17 protein-coding genes are annotated in these 16,310 nt (G+C 67.9%); 8 read left to right on the forward strand and 9 right to left on the reverse strand.

Features of this window, described 5'->3' with window-relative positions; all coding sequences use genetic code 11:
- The first annotated feature begins 1 nt into the window (after position 1).
- The 4 genes from A5740_RS13440 to A5740_RS13455 are packed head-to-tail and all read left to right on the forward strand — an operon-like array spanning position 2 to position 3,845.
- Positions 2-982 carry an NAD(P)H nitroreductase gene (locus A5740_RS13440; RefSeq protein WP_076194759.1) on the forward strand — a complete coding sequence of 327 codons (981 nt, stop codon included), beginning with the start codon at positions 2-4 and terminating at the stop codon, positions 980-982.
- 9 nt (positions 983-991) lie between these two features.
- Positions 992-1,435 (forward strand): universal stress protein, encoded by a 444-nt coding sequence (locus A5740_RS13445; protein WP_175616241.1) that lies wholly within the window; start codon positions 992-994, stop codon positions 1,433-1,435.
- 16 nt (positions 1,436-1,451) lie between these two features.
- Positions 1,452-2,096: a two-component system response regulator DevR gene (gene devR / locus A5740_RS13450; RefSeq protein ID WP_076194763.1), complete on the forward strand. Its 645-nt coding sequence runs from the start codon at positions 1,452-1,454 to the stop codon at positions 2,094-2,096.
- Between the two features lie 18 nt (positions 2,097-2,114).
- Positions 2,115-3,845 carry a GAF domain-containing sensor histidine kinase gene (locus tag A5740_RS13455; RefSeq protein WP_076194764.1) on the forward strand — a complete coding sequence of 577 codons (1,731 nt, stop codon included), beginning with the start codon at positions 2,115-2,117 and terminating at the stop codon, positions 3,843-3,845.
- 6 nt (positions 3,846-3,851) lie between these two features.
- On the opposite strand, the gene A5740_RS13460 is transcribed toward A5740_RS13455, so the two are convergent.
- The 3 genes from A5740_RS13460 to glpX all read right to left on the reverse strand — a co-directional run bounded on the left by A5740_RS13460 (position 3,852) and on the right by glpX (position 7,389).
- Positions 3,852-4,763: an NAD(P)H nitroreductase gene (locus tag A5740_RS13460; RefSeq protein ID WP_076194828.1), complete on the reverse strand. Its 912-nt coding sequence runs from the start codon at positions 4,761-4,763 to the stop codon at positions 3,852-3,854.
- A 163-nt stretch (positions 4,764-4,926) separates the two neighbouring features.
- The gene (locus tag A5740_RS13465) at positions 4,927-6,342 is read right to left on the reverse strand and encodes a class II fumarate hydratase (RefSeq protein ID WP_076194766.1); all 1,416 of its coding nucleotides are present in this window, start codon (positions 6,340-6,342) and stop codon (positions 4,927-4,929) included.
- Between the two features lie 18 nt (positions 6,343-6,360).
- Complete coding sequence (gene glpX / locus A5740_RS13470; RefSeq protein WP_076194768.1) at positions 6,361-7,389, reverse strand: class II fructose-bisphosphatase; 1,029 nt, start codon at positions 7,387-7,389, stop codon at positions 6,361-6,363.
- 55 nt (positions 7,390-7,444) lie between these two features.
- Between glpX and A5740_RS13475 the strand changes: the two genes are divergently transcribed.
- Positions 7,445-8,083, forward strand: a complete 639-nt coding sequence (locus tag A5740_RS13475) for a DUF4245 domain-containing protein (RefSeq protein WP_076194770.1) — start codon at positions 7,445-7,447, stop codon at positions 8,081-8,083.
- 23 nt (positions 8,084-8,106) lie between these two features.
- Positions 8,107-8,907 (forward strand): dienelactone hydrolase family protein, encoded by an 801-nt coding sequence (locus A5740_RS13480; protein WP_076194829.1) that lies wholly within the window; start codon positions 8,107-8,109, stop codon positions 8,905-8,907.
- On the opposite strand, the gene A5740_RS13485 is transcribed toward A5740_RS13480, so the two are convergent.
- The 4 genes from A5740_RS13485 to A5740_RS13500 form a co-directional block, all read right to left on the reverse strand.
- The gene (locus A5740_RS13485; protein WP_076194772.1) at positions 8,885-10,069 is read right to left on the reverse strand and encodes an AI-2E family transporter; all 1,185 of its coding nucleotides are present in this window, start codon (positions 10,067-10,069) and stop codon (positions 8,885-8,887) included. The two genes, A5740_RS13480 and A5740_RS13485, sit on opposite strands and share 23 nt — an antisense overlap.
- Before the next feature lie 63 nt (positions 10,070-10,132).
- Positions 10,133-10,969, reverse strand: coding sequence for an SDR family oxidoreductase (locus A5740_RS13490; protein ID WP_076194774.1), 837 nt, complete (start codon positions 10,967-10,969; stop codon positions 10,133-10,135).
- Positions 10,966-11,727: an SDR family NAD(P)-dependent oxidoreductase gene (locus A5740_RS13495; RefSeq protein WP_076194776.1), complete on the reverse strand. Its 762-nt coding sequence runs from the start codon at positions 11,725-11,727 to the stop codon at positions 10,966-10,968. The genes A5740_RS13490 and A5740_RS13495 overlap by 4 nt, the downstream gene beginning before the upstream one ends.
- On the reverse strand, positions 11,724-12,803 hold the full coding sequence (locus A5740_RS13500) for an NAD(P)-dependent oxidoreductase (protein WP_076194778.1): 1,080 nt from the start codon (positions 12,801-12,803) through the stop codon (positions 11,724-11,726). The genes A5740_RS13495 and A5740_RS13500 overlap by 4 nt, the downstream gene beginning before the upstream one ends.
- 398 nt (positions 12,804-13,201) lie before the next feature.
- Here A5740_RS13500 and A5740_RS13505 point away from each other — a divergent pair, with 398 nt between their 5' ends.
- On the forward strand, positions 13,202-13,477 hold the full coding sequence (locus A5740_RS13505) for a hypothetical protein (RefSeq protein WP_175616242.1): 276 nt from the start codon (positions 13,202-13,204) through the stop codon (positions 13,475-13,477).
- Positions 13,478-13,489: 12 nt separating this feature from the next.
- On the opposite strand, the gene A5740_RS13510 is transcribed toward A5740_RS13505, so the two are convergent.
- Positions 13,490-14,689, reverse strand: coding sequence for a cytochrome P450 (locus A5740_RS13510; protein WP_076194781.1), 1,200 nt, complete (start codon positions 14,687-14,689; stop codon positions 13,490-13,492).
- 165 nt (positions 14,690-14,854) lie between these two features.
- On the opposite strand from A5740_RS13510, the gene A5740_RS13515 reads away from it, so the two are divergent.
- A complete protein-coding gene (locus A5740_RS13515; RefSeq protein WP_076194782.1) occupies positions 14,855-15,412 on the forward strand; it encodes a TetR/AcrR family transcriptional regulator in 558 nt (185 codons plus the stop codon).
- Between the two features lie 7 nt (positions 15,413-15,419).
- Here A5740_RS13515 and A5740_RS13520 read toward each other — a convergent pair whose 3' ends face one another.
- The gene (locus A5740_RS13520; RefSeq protein ID WP_076194783.1) at positions 15,420-16,304 is read right to left on the reverse strand and encodes a formylglycine-generating enzyme family protein; all 885 of its coding nucleotides are present in this window, start codon (positions 16,302-16,304) and stop codon (positions 15,420-15,422) included.
- Positions 16,305-16,310: the final 6 nt, after the last annotated feature.

Below are 16,310 nucleotides of genomic sequence, written 5' to 3' on the forward strand. Positions count from 1 at the left end.
CATGCCCGAGACGATGTTCGACTCAGCAGTTCTCACCAACGCTGTGCAGCTGGCATCGCGTGCCCCGTCGCTGCACAACACCCAACCGTGGCGCTTGGTCGCCGGCAGTGACGGCGTACAACTGCACCTCGACCAGAACCGCGTGGTCACTGCCACGGACCGGTCCGCGCGTGAGGCGATCATCAGCTGCGGTGTGTTCCTGGACCATCTGCGGGTCGCGATGGCGGCGGGAGGTTGGTCGACCCACGTCGACCGGTTCCCCAACCCGAACAACCTCGACCATCTGGCGACGGTGCAGTTCTCGGCCATGGAGTTCGTCGCCGAGGCGCACCGCCGGCGGGCAGATGCCATCCTGGCCCGGCGCACCGACCGGTTGCCGATGGCCGCCTATGCGGACTGGGAGGCTCTCGAACAGGTGCTGCGGATGCGGTTGGGCGAAGGCCCGGTGCACCTGGACGTATTGGGCGAGGACATGCGCGCCGAAGTGGCCGAGGCCGCGGCGCTGACGGAGTCGCTACGCCTCTACGATTCCGCCTACCATGCTGAACTTGCCTGGTGGACAACACCGTTCGCCACCGAAGACGGTATCCCGCAGAGTGCGCTGGTGTCGGCCTCCGAAAGTGAGCGGGTCGCGGTGTCCCGCGGGTTCCCGGTCACCGCGCACAGCGATCGGCGCCCGAGTGTGCATGACGACGCGGCGACCCTGGTGGTGTTGTCCACCGACGGTTACAGCCGGGGCGACGCCCTGGACGCCGGTGAGGCCCTGTCGGCGCTGCTGCTCGAATGCACCCTGTCGGGCCTGGCCACCTGCCCCGTCAGCCACGTCACCGAACTGCACGCCAGCCGCGACATCATCGGCACCCTGATCAACCGCGACGCCTGCCCGCAGCTGCTGATCCGGATCGGAATCGCCCCGACCCTCACCGACTCACCCCCGCCCACGCCCCGCCGTGCCGTCGACACCTTCCTGACCTTCGAATAGGAGATGACCGTGACCGATACCCTGATCGCCCCCGCCCCCACTGATGCTCCGGTCGGCAGCGCGGCCGTCCTGGTCGAAGCCGATGGCCGCACCGCCGGCAACGACGCGCTGCACGCCGCGATCGAGGAGGCGCTGCGCCGCGGCGCGCCGCTGCGGGTGCTGACCACCTGGGCGGCGCGGCACCGGGAGATGTACGACGCCACGGCGGTTGCCGACCGTGACCGGCTGTCAGCCGCCCAGCTGGAGCGACGCCTGACCCGGGCGCTGCGCCGTTCGCCGGACCTCGACGTGCAGCGCATCGACGGGTACGACAGTGCCGCCGAATACCTGGCGGCGCAGCCGGAGTCGGTTCAGGTGCTCGTCGTCCCTGCCGATCACTGCGATTCGGCCGAACTGCAGGAGGTGCTGGGCCGGACCGGTTGTGCGGTGCTCCCTTGCGATCGGCGCCAGTGATTGTGAGACTCGGGGGATGATCAGAGTATTCCTGGTCGACGACCACGAGGTGGTGCGTCGCGGGCTGATCGACCTGCTCAGCGCGGATCCGGAACTCGACGTGATCGGCGAGGCGGACTCGGTGGCGCAGGCCATGGCCCGGGTGCCGGCCGTGGCACCCGACGTCGCGGTGCTCGACGTCCGGTTACCGGACGGCAACGGGATCGAGCTGTGCCGGGATCTGTTGTCGCGCATGCCGGATCTGCGTTGCCTGATGCTGACGTCGTTCACTTCCGACGAGGCCATGCTCGATGCGATCCTCGCCGGTGCCAGCGGCTACGTCGTCAAGGACATCAAGGGCATGGAGCTGGCCCAGGCGATCAAGGACGTCGGCGCCGGCAAGTCCCTGTTGGACAATCGCGCGGCCACAGCGCTGATGGCCAAACTGCGCGGGGATGCCGAGCGTTCCGACCCGCTGGCCGGGCTGACCCAGCAGGAGCGGGTCCTGCTCGACCTGCTGGGGGAGGGGTTGACGAACCGGCAGATCGCGGCCCGGATGTTCCTTGCCGAGAAGACCGTCAAGAACTACGTGTCCCGGCTCCTGGCCAAACTCGGCATGCAACGACGCACCCAGGCCGCGGTGTTCGCCTCCACGCTGGACCGGCACCGACCCCAGGTTTGAGGTGCAGATGATGCCAGCATGGGCAACATGACCGGTCACCCAGCGCAACCCGACGACGAGCCGCACATCTCGCCGTTGCGAGAGACGCTCTCGCAGTTACGGTTGCGTGAGTTGCTCACCGAGGTGCAGGACCGCGTCGAGGAGATCATCACCGGACGCGACCGGATCGACGGGCTGGTCGAGGCGATGCTCGCGGTGACCTCGGGCCTGGATCTGGAGGTCACGTTGAGCACCATCGTGCAGACCGCGATCCAGCTGGTCGACGCGCGCTACGGCGCGCTCGGTGTGCGCGGCGAAGGGCACGAGTTGACCGAGTTCGTCCACCAGGGCATCGACGACGAGACCCGGGCCCTGATCGGGCATCTGCCCGAGGGGCGCGGTGTGCTCGGGGTCTTGCTGGACGATCCGAAACCGATCCGGCTCGACGACATCCACCAGCATCCCGACTCGGTCGGTTTTCCGCCCAACCACCCGCCGATGCGGACCTTCCTCGGTGTCCCGGTGCGGATCCGCGACGAGGTGTTCGGCAATCTCTACCTGACCGAGAAGACCAACGGGCAGCCGTTCAGCGAGGACGACGAGGTGCTCGTCGAGGCCCTGGCCGCGGCGGCCGGCGTCGCGGTGGAGAACGCCAGGCTCTACGAATTGTCCCGCGACCGGCAGGCCTGGATCGCCGCCACCCGCGACATCGGCACCGAACTGCTCGGCGGTACCGATCCGGCCACGGTGTTTCGGATGGTGGCCGACGAGGCGCTCAAGCTGACCGGTGCGGACCGCATCGTGGTCGCCGTCCCTCCCGTCGACGAAGCCGGCGAGATTCCCATCGGCGACATCGACACCCTTGTGGTGGCTGCCGCGGCGGGCCGACCGACGACCGTCGAGTCGATTCTGGTCGGCCGGGTGGAGGACGCGGTGGTCGCCGCCTTCCGTGACGGCACACCGCACCGGCTCGACCGGCTCGAGCTCGACGGGTTGGCCGGTCCGGCGCTGGTGTTGCCGCTGCGGGCCGTCGACACCGTGGCCGGTGTGCTGGTGGCGGTGCGCGCAGAGGGCGCCCGCAGCTTCACCGCCGAGCAACTCGACATGGCGGCGGCGTTCGCCGACCAGGCCGCCGTGGCGTGGCAACTGGCCAGCTCGCAGCGCCGTGTGCGTGAACTCGACATCCTGGCCGACCGCGATCGGATCGCGCGGGATCTGCACGACCACGTGATCCAGCGGCTGTTCGCGGTGGGCCTGTCGCTGCAGGGCACCATCCCGCGGGCGCGTTCGGCCGACGTGCAGCAGCGGCTCACCGACACCGTCGACGACCTGCAGGCCGTGATCCAGGAGATCCGGACCGCGATCTTCGATCTGCATGGGACACCGGCGGGGACGACGCGGTTGCGGCAGCGGCTCGACGCGGTGATCGGCCAGTTCGCCGATGCCGGGTTACACACCGAGGTGCGGTTCATCGGCCCGCTGTCGGTCGTCGACGCCACCCTGGCCGATCACGCCGAGGCGGTGGTGCGTGAGGCGGTGAGCAATGCGGTGCGGCATTCGGGGGCAAGTGAACTCACCGTCCGGGTGGAGGTGGCCGACGAGCTGTCCATCGAGGTCTCCGACAACGGATGCGGGATCGCCGCCGAGGTCACCGAGAGCGGGCTGGGCAATCTGCGAGCCCGCGCCCTGCATGCCGGTGGTGAGTTCACCGTCACCGACCGGCCTGGCGGGGGCACCGTATTGCGTTGGGTGGCACCACTTCCCGAATAGTGCGGGTCAGAGGGCAGGGCGCCGCGGGGTGGCGGGCAGCGGTGCGGCCTGCTCGGCCGGCCAGCCGATCCGGATCAGCATCTGCGGGTACTCCCGGCCGTCGAAGAACTCCTCGCGCAGCGCCGAACGGGTGTCGGGTACCTCCAACGGTTCGGTGATCGGGCACGTCGCCAGGCCCAGTGCGGTCGCGGTGAGCAGCACGAGGCTGGTGGCCTCCCCGGCCCGCAGCCGCGCCTGTGCATCGTCGGCGTGGGTGCCCAGCGCCAGGACCGCGGAGTTCTCGATCGCGCCGGGCTGTTCGGGTGGTTGGGCCAGGGCCGGTCCGGCGAAGACCCGGCCCGGCATCATCGCGGCGTGATCCGGTGCTGGGGTGCTGTGTGCGGGAACGCCGGCCAGCGAGCGGTAACGACCACTCCACCGGGTCAGCTCGGTGAGGTAGGCATCATCGCTGATGTGTTTGGAAATCGCCTGTTCGACAAGGCCGTTGAGTTGTTCGATCGACTCCACCCGGCGCATCGTCACACCCATCCGGGCGCCCCGCATCCCGATCAGCGCGACGTCGGCGGGACAGACCTCGGTGCTGCCGTAGTGGCGCCGGTCGGTGCGGCGGCGGCCGATCGCAGCGGCCAGCTTGAGGTCGGCCTCGCTCGGTGGACCGGGTGTCACGGTGATGCGGGCGAGGTGGTGCGGATCGTTCGGATCGGGGAACCGCTGCACGGTGGCGCGCCACCCCAGGGAGGCGAGCGCGACGACGCAATGATGCAGCGTCGCGCCGCAACTGAGCATCAGATCGCGGCTGTCGGGATCGGTGGCGGGTAGGTGCAGGCTCCGGTCGGCATACAGGTTCAGGCTGTCGGTACCGTCGATTCGCCAGCGCCAGGGCTGCGAATTGTGTACCGACGGCGCGCGCACTGCCATCGACAGGGCGGTCTGCAGCGTCGTCGCGTCGGGAAAGCTCACCCCTCCAGCGTGCGCCGCCGCCCTCCGGCCGGGTAGGGCAAAAAGTCCTTTGCCGAGCAGACATAAAACTGCCCCTCTTCCGAAGAAAAGGGGCAGTTTTATGTCTGCTCGCGCAGGGAAATCAGCCCTGCTGCTTGACCTTCGCCATGGCGAGCACGTCGAGGCGCTTGTCCAGCTCGGCCTCGGAGAGCTTGTCACCGATCAGGCCGCGGTCGATCACAGTCTGGCGGATGGTCTTCTTCTCCTTCAGCGCCTGCTTGGCGACCTTGGCGGCCTCCTCGTAGCCGATCGCCGAGTTCAGCGGCGTCACGATCGACGGCGACGACTCGGCCAAAGTGCGCAGGTGCTCCTCGTTGGCCACCAGGCCGTCGATGCACTTCTCGGCGAACAGCCGAGACACGTTGGACAGCAGCGTGAACGACTCCAGCACGTTGCGCGCCATCATCGGGATGTACACGTTGAGCTCGAACGCACCCGAGAGACCGCCGACGGTGACGGCAGCGTCGTTGCCGATGACCTGCGCGGCCACCTGGGTAACCGCCTCGGGCAGAACGGGATTGACCTTGCCCGGCATGATCGAGCTGCCCGGCTGCAGGTCCGGCAGCTGGATCTCACCGAGACCGGTCAACGGGCCCGAACCCATCCAGCGCACGTCGTTGGCGATCTTGGTCAGCGAGGCGGCGATGGTCTTCAGCGCACCGGAAGCCTCGACCAGACCGTCGCGGGCCGCCTGTGCCTCGAACGAGTCTGCGGCGGTACGCAATTCGGCCAGACCGGTCTGGTTCACCAGCACCTCGACCACCTTGGGGCCGAAGCCGTCGGGGGCGTTGAGTCCGGTGCCGACGGCGGTGCCGCCGATCGCGAGCTCGCCGAGGCGCGGCAGGGTCGCGCGAACGCGTTCGATGCCGGCCTCGATCTGCCGGGCGTAGCCGCCGAACTCCTGGCCCAGCGTCACCGGTACCGCGTCCATCAGGTGGGTGCGGCCCGACTTCACCACGGTCTTCCACTGCTTGGCCTTGGCGGCCAGCGACTCGTGCAGCACCTCGAGCGCCGGGATCAGGTGGCGCACAGCGGCTTCGGTGGCCGCGATGTGGGTGGCGGTCGGGAACGTGTCGTTGGAGCTCTGCGACATGTTCACATCGTCGTTGGGGTGAACGGTCACGCCGTTGCGCGCGGCGATCGAGGCGATCACCTCATTGGCATTCATGTTCGAGCTGGTGCCCGAGCCGGTCTGGAACACGTCGATCGGGAACTGGTCGTCGTGCAGTCCGTCGGCGATCTCACCGGCTGCTGCGATGATGGCGTCGGCCTTCTCGGCGGCCAGCAGGCCCAGGTCCTTGTTGACCTGCGCGCAGGCCGCCTTCAGCAGGCCCAGGGCCCGGATCTGCGTGCGTTCCAGCCCGCGGAACGAGATCGGGAAGTTCTCCACGGCACGCTGGGTCTGTGCCCGCCACAGGGCGTTGACCGGCACCCGGACCTCGCCCATGGTGTCGTGCTCGATGCGGTACTCGACAGCTCCGTCGGTATCGGTGCTCATGTTGCCCTTTCTGGCGAGTTACGGGAGCGGGTAGGCGGCGGTCTTGTCGCCGGTGAAGTCGATGGCCGAGTACTCGTTGAGCTTGGCCAGTCGGTGGTAGGCCTCGATCATCCGGACCGTGCCGGACTTGGAGCGCATGACGATGGACTGCGTGGTGCAGCCGCCGGGGTAGTACTGCACGCCCTTGAGCAGGTCACCGTCGGTGACGCCGGTGGCGCAGAAGAACACGTTCTCACCCGACACGAGGTCTTCGGTGGCCAGCACCCGGTCCAGGTCGTAGCCGGCGTCGATGGCCTTCTGGCGTTCGGCGTCGTCGGTCGGGGCGAGCTGGGCCTGGATCGCGCCACCCATGCAGCGGATCGCGGCCGCGGCGATGATGCCCTCGGGGGTGCCGCCGATACCGGCCAGGATGTCGGTGCCCGAGTTGGGCCGGCAGGCCGAGATGGCGCCGGCGACGTCACCGTCGGTGATCAGGCGGATGCGGGCACCTGCAGCGCGGGCATCCTCGATCAGCTGGGCGTGCCGCGGCCGGTCCAGGATGCACACCGTCAGGTCGCCCACCCGCGCGCCGCGCACCTTGGCCACCCGCCGGATGTTCTCGCCGATCGGGGCGGTGATGTCGATGGCGTCCACGCAGTCCGGGCCGACGGCGATCTTGTTCATGTAGAACACCGCCGACGGGTCGAACATCGCGCCGCGCTCGGCGACCGCGAGCACCGAGATGGCGTTGGGCATGCCCTTGCTCATCAGCGTGGTGCCGTCCACCGGGTCGACGGCGAAGTCGCAGTCCGGTCCGTCGCCGTTGCCGACTTCTTCCCCGTTGAACAGCATCGGGGCTTCGTCTTTCTCACCCTCGCCGATCACCACGACGCCGCGCATCGACACCGAGTTGACCAGTTCGCGCATGGCGTCGACGGCGGCCCCGTCACCGCCCTCTTTGTCGCCGCGGCCGACCCAGCGACCTGCGGCCATGGCGCCGGCCTCGGTCACCCGGACGAGCTCGAGGGCAAGGTTGCGATCCGGGGCTTCCCCCCGCGTGGGACTCATGGCCCAGATTGTCCCAGAACGTGGTCAGAGTTTGGGAGCTGGGATACTGACGAGCATGTCCAGTGAGCCCACCTCCCAGCCCACCCCGGTCCCCAAGCCGGCGAAGTCGCGGTTGTTGCAGGACGGCCGGGACATGTTCTGGTCGATGGCGCCGCTGGTCGTGGCCTGCATCGTGCTGGCCGGGATGCTGGGCATGTGCTCGCTGCAGGCGGGCGGTCCGGGTGCCGGACCGGCTCCGGAGTTCGATGCCCCGGCGGCGCTGCAGGCCGACGCCGAGGCGCTGAAGATCCCGATCCGCCTGCCGCAGCTGCCGCAGGGTTGGCAGCCCAACTCCGGTAGCCGCCACGGCATCGACGGCGGTAGGACGCTACCCGACGGCCGCCATGAGCGGGCAGTGTCCTCGCGCGTCGGCTACCTGGCGCCCAGCGGCAGATATCTGAGCCTGACCCAGAGCAATGCCGACGAGGCCGCGCTGGTGGCCTCGATCCAATCGGACTCCTACCCGTCGGGCACCCAAGAGGTCGACGGGGTGACGTGGGTGGTCTACGAGAGCAGCGACCCCGAGCCGGTGTGGACGACGCGGCTGAGCGGGCCCGCCCAGGTCGCCATCACCGGAGCCGGCGATCCCGACGAGTTCCGTACGCTGGCGAGCGCGACGCAGAAGCAATCGCCGCTGCCCGTCAAGAGGCCGTGACGCACTACCGGATGGAGCCCGTGTTGTCGTCGCCAGTTGCAGATCTCACCGGGTGGACCGCGGCCCCGTTCACCGCCGCCGGCCAGACCTATGACGTGTACCGCAAGGGCGCCGGCCCGGGTGTGGTGCTGATCCCCGAGATCCCCGGCCTGCATCCCGGTGTCCTGGCGCTGGGTAATCATCTGGTGGACAACGGGTTCACCGTGGCGGCCCCGTCGCTGTTCGGCACGCCGGGTGCGCCTGCGGTGCGGCCCGGAGCCGTCGGGGTGGTGATGAAAGCCTGCGTGACAAAGGAATTCGCGGCGTTCGCGACGAATGCGGATCGTCCCGTCGCACATTATCTGCGGGCGCTGGCGCGCGACCTGAACGCCAACACCCCGGGTAAAGGCGTCGGCGTCATCGGGCAGTGCTTCACCGGTGGTTTCGCGCTCGCGGCCGCGGTGGACGACAGTGTGCTGGCACCGGTGCTCAGCCAGCCCTCGGTCCCGGTGGGGTTGACGGCCAAGCAGAAGCGCGATCCGGGCCTGTCGGAAGCCGAGCTGAAGATCGTCGAACAGCGCGCCGCCAACGACGGCTTGTGTGCGCTGGCCCTGCGGTTCAGCCAGGACCGGATGGCCCCGGGGGAGCGGTTCGCCACGCTCAAGGCCCGACTCGGCGATGCCTTCGAGGTCATCGAGATCGACTCGAAAAAGGGCAATGCACACGACTTCCCGGCCTCGGCGCACTCGGTGCTGACCGACCAGGTGCGTGAGGTCGACGGGCATCCGGCCTACGAGGCGCGCAAACGGGTGGTCGAGTTTCTCACTCAGCGGCTGAGCGTTTAGCGTCCTTCTCCCGGTCGTCCTCGCGGCCCAGCCGTTTCTGTACCCAGGTCACGAGCCGTCGCCATGGACTCGGGCCGGCGTGTTCGGGTTCGGTGGTGTCGAGCTCGACGCCCTTGAAGACAGCCAGGTACACGCTGACGGTGGTGACGATGATGATCATCAGCACCGGCCCGATCACCAGGCCGAAGAAGCCGAACATCGCGATCCCGGAGAACACCGCCAGCAGCATCAGCGCGGGGTCCAGTCGGGCCGCCTTGGGCACCAGCCATGGACGCAGCAGGTTGTCGATGTTGGTGACCACCACGAGGTGGAACGCCACCACGAAGATGCCGCCGATGACGTTGCCGAAGAACATCATTCCGATGCCGAACGGGATCGTGACGATGCCGCCGCCGAGCGGGATCACCGACAGCGCGGTCAGCAGGATCGCGAACACGAAGAAGCCGTTGTGGAAGCCGGCGATGTAGATCGAGATCGCGCCGGCCACACCCTGACAGAGCGCGATCACGAACTGCCCCTTGACCGTTCCCTTCACCATGGCGCCGGTCTTGGCCAGGTACAGGTCGGTGATGTCCTCACCGAGGGGGTTGAGCCGACGGATGAGGGTGGCCATCTCGTCGTTTTTCACCAGCATCGAGATGAACACGTACAGGAAGATGATCGCCGAGGTGATCGCGCCGACCATCCCGCCGACCGCGCCCTGCAGGATGCCGAGCAGCCATTCGCCGACATGCTGGGAAAGCTTGACCACGGTGTCGCGCAACGAATCCGCGGTGAGATGGATGTCCAGGAACGGTACCCGCGCCAGCAGCGAGTTGACCAGTTCGAGGCCGCGGTCACCGAGGGTGCTGACGTCGGTGTCGGCGATCCAGGTGCTCACCGTGTTGACGATCTGGGTGATCTGCACGATCGCCATGAACACCACCAGGGCGACGGGGATGATCACCATGAGGATGGCGACCAACACCGTCAGCGTGGCCGAGAAACCGGTGCCCAGGCGTCGGTGAAATCGTTGGTAGAGCGGGGTGAACAGGTATGCACCGACCGCGGCCATCACGATCAGGACGAAGAAGCTGCGCAGAAAGTAGGCACCCAGCAACACTGCCAACACCGTGACGACCGCCAGGGCCCGCTTCTGGGTGACGGTGAACTGGTTTTCCATTGGCACCTTCCCGCCGTTGGCCTGACCCTATCGTCACGCTGGCGTGACAGTGGGCATTGAGCGTCACTCCAGCGTGACGCTGGAGCCCGGGCCGTGGGCGGATTGACTGGCCCGCTGCGAGGCGACGAAGCGCATGGAGAGGCGCTGCATCAGACCGGGCGCCAGCCGGGCGAACACCCACGAGGCATGGGCGCGACGGGGTTTGACGAGGATGGCCTTGTTACCGGCGATGGCGCGCAAGGTGTCGGCGGCCAGCCGGTCGGCATCGTAGGCGGTCTTGACGCCTTGGCCCTGCAGGAAGTAATCACGCCCGATGAAGCCGCCGACCGCGCCCTTGTCCAGGATCGGGGTCTCGACGGCGGCCGGGCACACCGCGAGCACACCGACGCCGTGGGCCGCTGCCTCTGAGCGCAGCGCCAAGGACAGCCCGACCACGGCATGCTTGGTCATCACATAGCTGGTCAGCTGACCCGCGGCGGCCAGGCCCGCCATCGAGGCGGTGTTGACGATGTGGCCGTGGCCCTGCCGGATCATCTGCGGATACGCTGCGGCCACACCGTGCACCACCCCGCGGACGTTGACGTCGATGATGGCGTTCCACTGGTCCAGCGTCAGCAGTTCGGTGTCACCGCCCCAGACGATGCCGGCATTGTTGAACATGAGGTCGAGCCGGCCGGCCCGCGCGACGACCCCGTCGACGGCATCCTGCACGGCGGCCGCGTCGGTGACATCGAGGCGGGCGGAGCGGGCGCCGAGCCCCGCGGCGGTGGCAGCGGCGGCGTCGGCGTCGATGTCGGTGCACAACACCTCGGCCCCGGCGGCGACGAGCGCGCGGCACAGGGCCGCCCCGATGCCCGATCCGGCGCCGGTGACGATCGCCTGCTTACCGGCGAGGTTCATCCCTGCGCCAGCTTCATCACATGGCCGAGGACGTCCGGGTAGCGCTTGAGGTGCGCGCCGCCGTTGAGGTCGAGCACCTCGCCGGTCAGCCACGACGCCTGCGGTGAGCACACGAACACCACCGCGGCGGCGATGTCCTCGGGCTCTCCGGTGCGGCCCAGTGCGGTGTTCTCGACGTACTCCTCGACTACGCCGGGAATCATGGCCGCCGGGTCGGTCAGCGGGGTTTTCACGAATCCCGGGGCAATCGCGTTGACCCGGATACCGCGCGGCCCGAGCTCGAGCGCGGCCACCTGGGTGAGCATGGACAACCCGGCCTTGGCCGCGCAGTAGGCGCTCATGCCGGCCGCAGGCTGACGCCCGTTCAACGACGAGATCGACACCAGCACCCCGCCTTCGGGCAGATGCCGTCCGGCGTGCTTGGCGACGACGAACCCGCCGTTGAGGCAGACGTCGATCACGGCGCGGAAATCCTCGACCGGCATGTCGGTGATCAGCCCGACGTTGCTGAATCCCGCGCAGTTGAGCACGACGTCGACCGGGCCGACTGCGGCGAACAGTGCCTCCACCGAGGCTTCGTCGGTGACGTCGACGTAGTGACTGTCGTGGCCGGCACCCAGCTGGCCGGCCCGGGCCCCGGCCCCGTCGGCGTCCCGGTCGGCCACCACGATGCGGCAGCCGTCGGCCGCCAGTGCCTGCGCGCTGGCCCACCCGATTCCCGAGGCCCCGCCGATGACGACGGTTGTCCGCGCGCTCACGCTTGGCTCCCGTCGGGTCGGTGGTCGCCCCACTTCTTGTCGATGGCATTCCACACGTCGGCGTATCGCCCGGGATAGTCCTTGTAGGCGGACTTCGACCGGAGGAACGCCCGGATCAGCGGGGCGACCAGACCGATCGGGAACCGTTTCCACCCGGCCCTCGCCCTGGTGTCGGCCAGCAACTGCGGCCAGCTGTGGTGCTGGAATCCGAGCACTTCCTGCGCACGGCTGCTGTCCATCCAGTCAGTGGCGAACCAGGCCGCGTCATCGTCGGGGTTTCCGGGCCGGCCGGCGGGCAGCCCGCCTTTGACTCCCATGGCGGCCGCCGCCTGCGAACCGACCGAGGCCTGCGTGTGGCGGTGTGTCTCGGAATCACCGCCGATCAGGAACACTTCGTGGTTGGCGGTTGTGGTCGGGACGGTGGTGGCCGCGACGAACGCGGCCGCAACGTCGCGCACGTCGACGGTCTGCAGCCGACCGTCGGCGGGCAGCACGCTCTCGAACGAGATGAGGTCGACGTCCATGTCGAGACTGAACTCGGAGCTCATCACCCCGCCGAGGCGCAGGATCAGCCAGTCCAGCGTGCTGGCCCGCACCAGTGCTTCGGCCTCGACCTTGTGCGCGCCGTAGATGTCGGACGGATTGACCGGGGTGTCGGGCGTCAGCACGCCGTCGATGTGGTGTGGATTGCGGGCCCCGTAGACCGCGATGCTGGAGGCCTGGACGAACCGCGGCGGATTCGGCTGTGCTTCGGCGGCGCGCAGTAGTGCGGCGGTCGCCTCGACGTTGACCTTGCGGGCCAGCCCTCGGCGCATGTAGCAGAACGGCGGGATGATGGCGGCGAGGTGGATGACGGCGGCCGGGGCGACGGTCGCCATCAGCTGATCGACCGCGGCCGAATCCGTCAGATCGGCCCAGCGCACCTGTACCGCGGCCGGGAGCGCGGCTGCCGCCTTGCGGTTGGCCGGCACGTCGAGATCGGTCGCGACCACGTCGCGCCCGCCGGCAGCCAGAGCCTTCACCACGGCGGAGCCCACCAAGCCAAAAGCTCCGGTGACCAAAACAGCGTCGGACATAGGCCTCCTCGCTAGAACGTGTTGCAACCCTAGCGAACGGCAGTGTGGTGTGTGTCACCGCGATCCGACCCGTTTTCGACGGTGCTAAATGGGCTGTTAGCCGATCGGTGCTCAGCAACGGGTGCAGACCCGTGGTACTGGGCCGGTACCGGCCGAGGCGAATGTTGCTGCCGTTGCCTCAAAAGCATTCGTCAATGGCGCCGTCGCGAGTTAAGTGTGACCGGGAACACGGAACGGTAGGTACTGTGATCCGTTTGCCGGAATGGCCGTCATCGCCGAATTTGGATATTTGCCCGAGACCTATGCAAGGTGTGGCTGTAGGTATCGATGAAAATGAGCCAATCGCAGGCGTTTGTGATGTACTCGGTTGCACGCGTCAGCAATTGGGGAGGTGTGTGATGTCCGAAGACGTCGTGACAGGGGTTAACGACAGTGACTCCGGTGAAATTGCCGGAGAGGTTGCTGTGGGTTCCTCGGTGGTCGTTTATCCCGGAACTGACGACGAGCTGCATGGCGAGGTCGTCGAAGATTTTGCCGACCTGGCCGGTACTGCGGTCGAGGTCGCTGGGGAACGAATTGTCGGGCCCGCGCGGCGATGGGCGGTAAACCTCGACGACGGCGGCTTGGTGTTCGTCGACGACGACAGCATCGCGCTCGCCACCCAAGACGCCTGATCTCGCGGTAGTTCACCGCAGGCTCAGCGGAAGCTGACGTAACCGCCGCACCAGCAGGCTGGGCTGCCACTCGGTGACGCCGGCCGGACGTATCGTGCGGCCGTCGGCAAGCAGTGCCGACACCACGATGCGCGCTTCGAGGCGTGCCAGTGCCGCACCGAGGCAGAAGTGACTTCCCTTGCCGAAGGCCAAGTGCTGCTTGATATTCGGACGATTCAGTCGAAGTTCGTCTGGAGCCTCGAACACCGCTGGGTCACGGTTGGCTGCTCCCCACAACAGCAGCAGATGTGCGTCTTCGGGCACCGTGACGCCAGACAGCTCGGTATCGCTCAGCACGTGCCGGTAATGGCCCCGAAACGGGGACTCGACCCGCAACACCTCCTCCAGGAACGGCGCGATCAGGGCCGGTTCGCACCGCAGCCGCTCGACGACGTCGGGCCGACGGCTCAAGATCCAGACCGCGCTGCCGATCAACGATGCCGTGGATTCTCCGCCTGCACCGACCAGCTGGATCAGCATCGGCACCGCTACATCGGGCGACAGACGGTCAGCCGCACAGTGGACCGCCAGGTCCCCGAGCAGGTTTTCGCCCGGGTTTGCCAACGCTTCACCGAATCGTTCGGTCAGGTAACCGCCGAGTTCGACCGCGGCGATCCCCGACGCCGTCAGTTGCTCCGTGTCGACGAGCCCATCGAGCAGTTGGGTGATGGCGTACGCCCAGCTCACCAACCGTTCGACGTCGTCGGACGGCAACCCGAGGACGCGTGCGACCACCAGCATCGGCAACCGGTCGGCCACAGTCTCCATCCAGTCGAACTGCGAACCCGCCCCCGCCAACAGATCGACGGCCGACTCGGCGATGAAGGGCTCCAGCTCGATCAGGCGTTTGGCGGCCATCCGGGGCAGCACCGTCTTGCGATGGGCGGCATGTACCGGGTCGTCGGCGGTGGCCAGCACGCGGATCGGGGCACCCGGCTCGCCCATGCCGAACGCGGCGACGGTGCCGTCGGGCTGGGACCACATCGTGGCGGTCAGATTCGACGACAATTCCGCGACGCGCGCCGTGGCCTCGATGACGGCGTCGTACGCACTCACCACGAAGAACGGCGAGTCTCCGACCCGCGCCACCGGCGCCTCGGCACGCAACCGGTCATAGAGCGGATAGGGATCCTGGAGGCAGGCCGGCTCGAACAATTCGTGTGCCAGAAGCATTTGCCCAGGTTGAACGGCTGCCTCCGGAGGAGTCAACGGGCTCGCCAGAGGTTGATAACCCGCGCTCGACAGGTGGATGCGCGACTGTCTCAGGGGCTCGGGCTGACCTGCGGACCAGATGAGATATTCAGCTGATTTTGTCTCAAGGTGCGATAAATTGTCGTTGTGTCTCCGGGGCGGACGGACTGGCTGGTCGGTGGAGATCGACGTGCCGAGGCCGCCGAGCGCATCTATGCCGCGGCCGCAGAGATGGCCGCGCGTGACGGCCTCGACACACTCGACATCGATGCACTGGCCGCGCGCGTGCACTGCTCTCGGGCGACGGTGTACCGGCATGCGGGCGGTAAAGCGCAGATCCGCGATGCGGTGCTGGCCCGGCTGGCCGCCAAGATCGTCGGGGAGATCCGTGAGCGGGTCGACGGGCTGACCGGGGCGCAGCGCGTGCTCACCGCGGTGACCGTGGCGCTGCAACTCATCCGGGCCGACCCGATGTTCGGCCTGCTGCTGAGCTCACTGCGCAGTGGCGGTGGCATAGCGGCCGATCTGGCCCGCTCACCGGTGCCGACCACGTTCGCCACCGAGCTCAGCGGGCTGGGTGAGGACGATCCGGTGGCTGCGGCCTGGATTGTGCGACTGGTGTTGTCACTGTTGGTCTGGCCGGGCGCCGACGAGGCCGCCGAACTGGAAATGCTGAGCCGCTTCGTCGGCCCAGCGTTCGGCTGAACGGCACTCAGTTGCGGCGCACGCACCGAAAACCGATGTGGCTCATACCCGTATCCACCATCTGCGGTCGCCGGGCCGCCGGGCGGTAGCGCATGCAGTAACTGTCGGCACACAGGAACGAACCGCCCTTGATCACCCGACGAGCGATCTGGAACTGCGGCTGATTCGGGTCGTACGTATCGGCCGCGCAACAGGGTGTGGTGGGGCGGTCCTGGCCGTACCAGTCGGCGGTCCATTCCCAGACGTTGCCGGCCATGTCGAACAACCCGTAACCGTTGGGTTCGAAGCTTCCCACCGGTTTCGTTGTGCCATAGCCGGTTTCGGGAAGATACGGGAACTCGCCGTGCCAATAATTCGCGAGGCGTTGCCCGGGGTGCTCGGGTTCGTCACCCCACGTATAGGACGCACCGACCAGACCGCCACGGGCCGCGATCTCCCACTCGTCCTCGGTCGGGAGTTGCAGCCCGGCCCAGTCCGCATATGCCGCGGCGTCTTCGAAGGCGATGTGCACGACCGGATGGTGTTCGCGACCTTTCAGCGACGATCGTGGCCCGCGAGGATGGTTCCAACAGGCGCCGGGAGTCCAGGCCCACCACAGGTTGATGTGCCGCAGATCCACCGGGCCGGCGGTGCGCCGGAACACCATGGACCCGGGCACCAGGTTTTCCACTTGCGCGCCGGGAAAGTCGTCCGGATCGACCGGTCGTTCGGCGACCGTGACATAACCGGTGGCCTCCACGAACGTGGCGTACTCGACATTGGTCACCTGATGACGCTGAATCCAGAATCCCGGTGTGCTCGCCTCCCGCGCCGGGGCTTCCTCCGGATAGTGCGCGTCAGAGCCCAGAACGGTTGTCTGCGCCGGAATCCAGACCAGATCGGCAGCTGTCATCGATCG

This window comes from Mycobacterium sp. GA-1841, from assembly GCF_001954135.1.
Taxonomy (GTDB): Bacteria; Actinomycetota; Actinomycetes; order Mycobacteriales; family Mycobacteriaceae; genus Mycobacterium.

Excerpts from the sequence above, each read along its gene's own strand:
- A5740_RS13460 (WP_076194828.1), bottom strand. The coding sequence starts at position 4,763 with ATGGCAGTGCGCGCGCCGTCGGTACACAATTCGCAGCCCTGGCGCTGG.
- devR (WP_076194763.1), top strand. The coding sequence starts at position 1,452 with ATGATCAGAGTATTCCTGGTCGACGACCACGAGGTGGTGCGTCGCGGG.
- A5740_RS13505 (WP_175616242.1), top strand. The coding sequence starts at position 13,202 with ATGTCCGAAGACGTCGTGACAGGGGTTAACGACAGTGACTCCGGTGAA.
- A5740_RS13465 (WP_076194766.1), bottom strand. The coding sequence starts at position 6,342 with ATGAGCACCGATACCGACGGAGCTGTCGAGTACCGCATCGAGCACGAC.
- A5740_RS13440 (WP_076194759.1), top strand. The coding sequence starts at position 2 with ATGCCCGAGACGATGTTCGACTCAGCAGTTCTCACCAACGCTGTGCAG.
- A5740_RS13455 (WP_076194764.1), top strand. The coding sequence starts at position 2,115 with ATGGGCAACATGACCGGTCACCCAGCGCAACCCGACGACGAGCCGCAC.
- A5740_RS13490 (WP_076194774.1), bottom strand. The coding sequence starts at position 10,969 with ATGAACCTCGCCGGTAAGCAGGCGATCGTCACCGGCGCCGGATCGGGC.
- A5740_RS13510 (WP_076194781.1), bottom strand. The coding sequence starts at position 14,689 with ATGCTTCTGGCACACGAATTGTTCGAGCCGGCCTGCCTCCAGGATCCC.
- A5740_RS13500 (WP_076194778.1), bottom strand. The coding sequence starts at position 12,803 with ATGTCCGACGCTGTTTTGGTCACCGGAGCTTTTGGCTTGGTGGGCTCC.
- glpX (WP_076194768.1), bottom strand. The coding sequence starts at position 7,389 with ATGAGTCCCACGCGGGGGGAAGCCCCGGATCGCAACCTTGCCCTCGAG.
- A5740_RS13485 (WP_076194772.1), bottom strand. The coding sequence starts at position 10,069 with ATGGAAAACCAGTTCACCGTCACCCAGAAGCGGGCCCTGGCGGTCGTC.
- A5740_RS13520 (WP_076194783.1), bottom strand. The coding sequence starts at position 16,304 with ATGACAGCTGCCGATCTGGTCTGGATTCCGGCGCAGACAACCGTTCTG.
- A5740_RS13475 (WP_076194770.1), top strand. The coding sequence starts at position 7,445 with ATGTCCAGTGAGCCCACCTCCCAGCCCACCCCGGTCCCCAAGCCGGCG.